This window comes from Adlercreutzia caecimuris B7 (assembly GCF_000403355.2).
GTDB lineage: Bacteria > Actinomycetota > Coriobacteriia > Coriobacteriales > Eggerthellaceae > Adlercreutzia > Adlercreutzia caecimuris.
Genome location: NZ_KE159646.1, coordinates 2933303 through 2939497, shown reverse-complemented (window position 1 = coordinate 2939497; position 6195 = coordinate 2933303). Strand labels below are relative to the sequence as shown.

Sequence of the window (6195 nt, the reverse complement as noted above, 5' to 3'; positions counted from 1 at the left end):
ACGACGGCCGACCTCGCCGCGAGGACCGTGGGCAGGGCGTTCCGATGCGCCAAGCCGGCCCCGACGGCCGCAAGCCCCCGCACCGCTCAGCCCACTACAGCCCCGAGCGCAGACTCCTTCACCCTTGGCGATTTCACCATCTGGGGCATCGACGGCGATGCGGTGACCGCCGCCGACTTCGCCTACGACGAGGCGGCCAAGACCCTCACGGTGAACACCGACAAGCACTTCGCCATCCAGAACGCCGATCAGACGAAAGTAGAGTCCGGCGCCGACGAAGGCTATCTCACCAACCCGACGTCAACGAGCCTTGTCATCCCCGCTGGCGCCAGCGCCTTCATACGCATGGAAAACGTGAGTATCAGAAGCGCACAGCCCGTCGACATAAAACCCACCGGCGCACTCACACTCATCTTGGGCGATGGCACAAAGAACGAGATCGTTTCGTCCAACTTATCAAAAGCCGCCCTGCATTGTCCGGCGGGCGCGAGCCTCTCCATCGACGACGGGGTGCTCAACCGCACCGATGACGGCGATAGCATCGTTCCAAAGGATGGAAAAATCCCCTTTAGCTGCTCGCTCGCCAACGGCACTTCCGTAACTGAGGGAGACCCGCTCTCCAAGTTGGACAGCAGCAACCCTGGAGAACTCCACGCCTGGACAGTATCGGACTCCAGCGCCGCCGCCATCGGGGGCGACTACACGCTCCCCGCCGCAGCCGACTTCTGCACGCCGCGCAGCGGTGAGGCCGGGGGCAACATGACCTTTAACGGCGGGGTCATTATCGTCTCCAGTGGAGCCGACGCCGACACCTACTCAAATTACGGCGCTGGCATTGGTGGCGGAGGTGGCGGAGACGGCACAGGGCCTGACGAATGGATTACCGTCAATGGCGGACGCATCACGGCGAAGGGCGGAGGTCACGGTGCGGGCATTGGCGCCGGAGCCTTTGCGTCATCGGGCAACATTCGCATCAACGGTGGGTTCGTCAAATCTTTCGGCGGCACCCACGGCAGCGGCTTCGGAGGAGCCTGCAATCCGCAGGACAGCTCAGCATTCCAGATTGTACTCACAGGCGGAACGCTTCTCCCCTCCGGCGCAACGGGATATGACTTCATTCAAGACGTCGGCGCCCCAAATCTGCAGGTTATCATCACTGGCGGCTCGCTCGGCAACGACAGGGGCGCCGACGCGTTCCGATTCTCCGGCACCGCCAGCAACGATCGAGGTGAAAGTGTCGCTATGGTGGAGATCGACCTCACCTCGGATGTGGGCACAAGCGCCTACCCCATCACCGAGTGGCAGCTGCTCGTGGACGGCGAGCCCTACGACTACGGGGCGCCCGCCGAGTTCGACAAGGGACACCTGTACCTATGGCTGCCCGAAACAGTGAAGCAGAGCAGCGAGGTGACCGTGCAGTTCACCTACCTGGACACCGACAAGCTGGACGAGAGCGGCAACCCCACCCCCGTCACGCCGCTGCCGCTGTTCCGCCCCGCCGACAGCTCGCTGCCGCCCGGCGTGACCAACGACGGCAAGCTGCGGCGCTACGTTGACTTCGAGCTCGGCGCCGACTACCTCGCCAGCCTGGACAAGTACTACGACGGCAAGCCCTTCCCCGTGTTCCCTCTGCCGCTGCGCACGCCCGACGGGCGCGACCTGACCCAGGCCGACAAGATCACCTACAAGTACCAGCGGCTCGATTCGTCGGGCAACCCCGTCGGCGCCGAGAGCGGCAACGGGGCGGACGCGGGCACCATGAAGTTTACGGCCATCTCCACGCAGTACTCCGACGACACCGAGGGGAACTTCTCGGAGAGCTACTGGGGCCACCGCGCCACCGGCACCTGCACGATCAGGCCCATCGCCTCGCAGGTGAGCGGCATCGCGGCCGAGTGGGTGGACGACGGGAAGCCGGGGGACGTGGCCCACCCCTCCGACCAGGTGCTCAAGGTGAGCGCCACCATCGGGCGAGCGGAGACCGTGGATGGGAAGCCCGGGTCGGAGGCTACGAAGCCCACCTGCCAGGCCCCGCGCGGCCAGGTGCAGATCTACGTGGACGGCGAGCCGGTGGGAGACCCCGTCGAGCTGGTGTATGCCGGCGACCTCGACGAGGAGGGCAACCCCATCCCAGCGGGCGACCCGCGCGTGACGGCCGAGAGAGTGGAGAACGGCCAGGGAGGATCGACGGCCCGGTTCTCCCTCGCGCGGGCCGCGTCCACCTCCGACTTCCTCGTCCCCACCCAGGGCCAGGAGGGGCGCCACGAGATAGCGCTCCGGTTCCTGCCGCCTTCGGCCGCCCAGGCCGCGGCGGGCCAGCCGGCCAACTACCTGGCCAGCGCCGCGCCGGATGCGGACGAAACCGTGCCGCGGGCGGAGGTGGCCATCGACCCCATCGACCCGAACCCCGCGGTGACGCCCGAGCCCGACCCCGACTGCACCGACCCCGACGCGCCCGAGCCCGAGGTGTCGACGGGGCCGGGGCAGCCCGCCGACCCGGGCGCCGACCCGGCCAAGCCCGGCGACAAGGTGTTCCGCGGCACCATCGTGACCACCTGGGGCGAGCCGGATGATGCCGACCCGCACCCGGGGCGCGTGCTGCTGAAGGTGACGACGCCCTCGTCGGGGCCGATCAGCGTGACCGACGCGAAGGGCAACGTGTTCGAGGCGGACTTCCTGCGCGACGCCGAGGGCAACCCGGTGCGGGGCGAGGACGGCTCCTACACCCTGGTGCTGGACCCGACGGCCGTCGGGCGCGGCGAGCTCACCTTCAGGCAGGAGCCCAACGGCGCCTACACGGGCAGCACCTGGATCTACGACGTGACGGTGAGGCCCAACTCCAAGATAGCGCCCGAGACCTCGGTGTCGAAGAGGGCCGAGAACCTGACGCACCCGGGCGGCCCCACCCAGCCCGGCGACCGCATCCGCTACACCATCGAAGCGTCGAACGGGGCGCCGGGGTCGCTTTGGACGGACGTGGTGGTGTCCGACCCGCTGCCGGCGTGCCTGGAGCTTGACGAGAAATCCGTGCGGCTGGACAACCCTTCGGCGGGCGCCGCGGGCAAGCAGCTTTCGAAGGCGCCGTCGGTGGCGGCCGGCGACGTCGGCAGGTTCTCGCTGTCGGCCCCCGGCGCCGGCGGGAGGCCCGTGATGACGGTGCCCGTCGGCGACGTCGCCGGGGGCTCCTCGGCGACCGTGACCTTCGAGTGCACCGTGCGCGGGGGGCTCGACTACTCCGACCCGACGGCGGTGGGCCTCGGCAACGTCGCCTCGGCGACGGGCACGCGACCCGACCCGGACCGCCCCGACGACCCAGATGCGAAGCTGCCCGAGAACCCCGATCCCACCGACCCCGCCACGCCTCCCGGGGGCTCCGCGGTGGTGCCCGCCGATCCGATCCCGCACATAGAGAAGGCGGTGGAGAACCTGACCGCGCCCGACGGCAAGGTCACGCACCTGGGGGACCGCCTGCGCTACACCGTCACGCTGGAGAACGCGGGCGCCCCCGACAGCTGCCTCATGGGCGCCGTCGTGTCCGACCCGCTGCCGGCGGGCATCGAGCCGGTGCCCGGCACCCTGCGGCTTTCCGTGGACGGAGGAGAGCCCGTAGCCGTGCCCGACGAGGCCTACGACAGGGCCAGCCGCACCGTCGCCGTGGTCTGCGGCGATGTGTGGGGCGGGCACAGGGCCGTGCTCGTCTTCGACGCGACCGTGGGCGAGGCGGCGCTCGGGGCCGACAACGCGAACATCGCCCACGCCCACGGCACCGTGCCCTCCGAGAGCCCGGGGTCGCGCCCCGAGGGCCCCGATCCCGGCGAGCCGGCCGAGCCGCCCGCGGGCGAGCCCGAGGCGTCCTCGCCGCCGGCGGTCCCGCCCGTCGTGGTGGGCGGCGACCCGGCCGAGGGCGACGTCGCCATCGGGAAGACCGCCGAGAACCTCTCCCGCGACGACGGGACCACCCGCGTGGGCGACACCGTGCGCTACGAGATAACCCTGCGCAACGACGGGGCGGGCACGAGCTGGATGGACGCGGTGATCCGCGACGACGTGCCCGAGGGGCTGGAGCCCGTGGCGGGCACGATCAAGCTCGCGCTGCCCGACGGGAGCGAGGTGGCCGTGGACGATGAGGCCTACGACCCGGCCGCCCGCGTGCTGGCCGTCGCCTGCGGGCACCTCCACGGCGGGCAGGAGGCCGTGCTCGTGTTCGACGCGCTCGTGACCGGGGAGGCGGTAGGCGCCGACATCGGCAACGTGGCGGTCGGCCTGGGCACGCCGCCCTCCGCGTGGGACCCCGACGGCGAGCGCCCCGGGCCCGGCGCCCCCTTCGACCCGCCCGGCGGCTGGGACGCCTACGAGGAGTCGCACCCCCGCGTCGAGAGCGACCCGGCCTACCCGCCCGGCGCGGACAAGCTCGGCGGCGTGCTGCCCCCCGACGACCCGGGCTCCCTCCCCTCGAAGGAGAGGGGCACGATCGTCCACCGCCTCCCCCGGACCGGCGACGCCCTGGCCGCCGCGGCGCTCCTGCCCGCGGCCGCCGCCCTGGCGGCAGGGACCGCCCTGCTCGCCGCCCGCCGCCGGGAGCGCGCGGCTCGGTAGGGCGCGCATCCCCCCGGCACGCAGAGGGGCCCGGCGGCATCGCGCCGCCGGGCCCCCGCCAATCCCCTACCGCAGCTTGGCGCGGCGAGCCTTCCAATCGGGCATGAAATGATCCATGAGTGCATGGAACCGCGGGCCGTGACCACGTTCCAGCAGATGACACAGCTCGTGGACGACCACGTATTCCAGGCATTCCGGCGGATACAGCGCCAGGCGCACGTTGATGCAGATGCGCCCCGTAGCCGGCTGGCAGCTTCCCCAGCGGCTCTTCATGTTGCGGTAGGCGATCGCACCCGCCCTCACGCCCATGATGGGCTCCCAGGCCGCGATGAGCGGCGGCACGCAGGCCGCGACCACCGCCTTCCAGGCCGCCACCTCCTCCGGCGTTGCCGCCGCGGCCTCGGCCCGGGGCGATGCGGCGATGGCCTGCTGCTGGACCTCGATCCAGGCGCGTTTCTCCCGCACGAACCCCCGAATGGTAGAAAGCGGCAAGCGCAGCGGGGCCGACACCTCGATACGCCCGTCGGGCGGCTTCACGCGCAGGTGCATGTTCTTGATGGCCTTGCGCGTGAGCACGATTTCCAGATCATCGATGGGAACGATCTCGGGCGGCATCGTCTTTTCAGGGCGTCTTCCTCGCGTTGCCATGGGATTCTTCGACTCGCTTCGCTCGCTCAGCACGACACCGGGGTCATCGGGCGGCGGCCATGGCCAGATCGTAGGCGTCGTTGCGGGCAATGCCGAACTCGGCAGCGAGCTGCTTGGCGATCTGCTTGGTGCGCAGGCCCTCGGCGGCAAGCTCGGCGGCGCGGGCCTCGGCGCTCGCGGCCGCCTCGGCGGCATCGGCTGCCGTCTCGTCCTCGCCCGGCGCATCGATCACAAGCGCGATCTCGCCGCGGACGCCGCCGGGCTTTTCGGCCCGGGCGGCGAAGCGCTCGGCCAGCTCGGCTGCCGTGCCGCGGGCCACCTCCTCGTGCAGCTTCGTGAGCTCACGGCAGACGGCCACCTCGCGCCACGGCAGCACCTCGGCGATGGCCGCCAGTGCCGCCACCAGGCGGTTCGGGCTCTCGTAGAACACGAGCGCCGCATCCAGCCCGCGCAGCTCTTCCAGCACCGTGCGCTGCTCACCCGCCTTGCGCGGGAAGAAGCCGCCGAAGTAGAAGCGGGGGCACACGGTACCCGAGGCCACGTAGGCGCAGGCCGCCGCCGAAGCCCCCGGCAGCACCTCCGCGGGCACACCGGCCTCATGGGCCGCGGCCACCAGGCGCAGCCCCGGGTCCGACACCCCGGGCATCCCGGCGTCCGAGCAGTAGGCTACCACCTCTCCCGCCGCCACGCGCTCCATCACGGACGCCGCCTTCGCGCCGATCATCGCCTCGTCGAGCCGTTCCAAGGGCTTGCGGATATCGAAGTGCGCGAGCAGCTTCCCCGTCACCCGGGTGTCTTCCGCGCACACCGTATCGGCCGCGCGCAGCGCCTCGAGCGAGCGCAGCGTCATATCCCCCAAGTTCCCAATGGGGGTCGGCACGATGATAAGTTTTCCCGCAATGCTGGCATTCATGGTTTCTCCCTGCGACTGCTCCGCACTATCCGACAACC

At 70.7% G+C, this 6195-nt stretch carries 3 protein-coding genes; 1 reads left to right on the top strand and 2 read right to left on the bottom strand.

Annotated elements, in window-relative coordinates:
• Positions 1-27 precede the first annotated feature (27 nt).
• Positions 28-4596 carry a DUF11 domain-containing protein gene (locus tag C811_RS15505; RefSeq protein WP_156997118.1) on the top strand — a complete coding sequence of 1523 codons (4569 nt, stop codon included), beginning with the start codon at positions 28-30 and terminating at the stop codon, positions 4594-4596.
• Positions 4597-4662: 66 nt separating this feature from the next.
• Here C811_RS15505 and C811_RS15500 read toward each other — a convergent pair whose 3' ends face one another.
• Both C811_RS15500 and rsmI read right to left on the bottom strand, forming a co-directional pair.
• Complete coding sequence (locus tag C811_RS15500) at positions 4663-5244, bottom strand: M48 family metallopeptidase (protein WP_031325602.1); 582 nt, start codon at positions 5242-5244, stop codon at positions 4663-4665.
• A 43-nt stretch (positions 5245-5287) separates the two neighbouring features.
• On the bottom strand, positions 5288-6157 hold the full coding sequence (gene rsmI / locus C811_RS15495) for a 16S rRNA (cytidine(1402)-2'-O)-methyltransferase (protein WP_016310667.1): 870 nt from the start codon (positions 6155-6157) through the stop codon (positions 5288-5290).
• Positions 6158-6195 lie beyond the last annotated feature (38 nt).

What these genes read in the sequence shown, in the direction of transcription:
- C811_RS15500 (WP_031325602.1), bottom strand. Translation starts at nt 5,244, where the DNA reads ATGGCAACGCGAGGAAGACGCCCTGAAAAGACGATGCCGCCCGAGATC.
- rsmI (WP_016310667.1), bottom strand. Translation starts at nt 6,157, where the DNA reads ATGAATGCCAGCATTGCGGGAAAACTTATCATCGTGCCGACCCCCATT.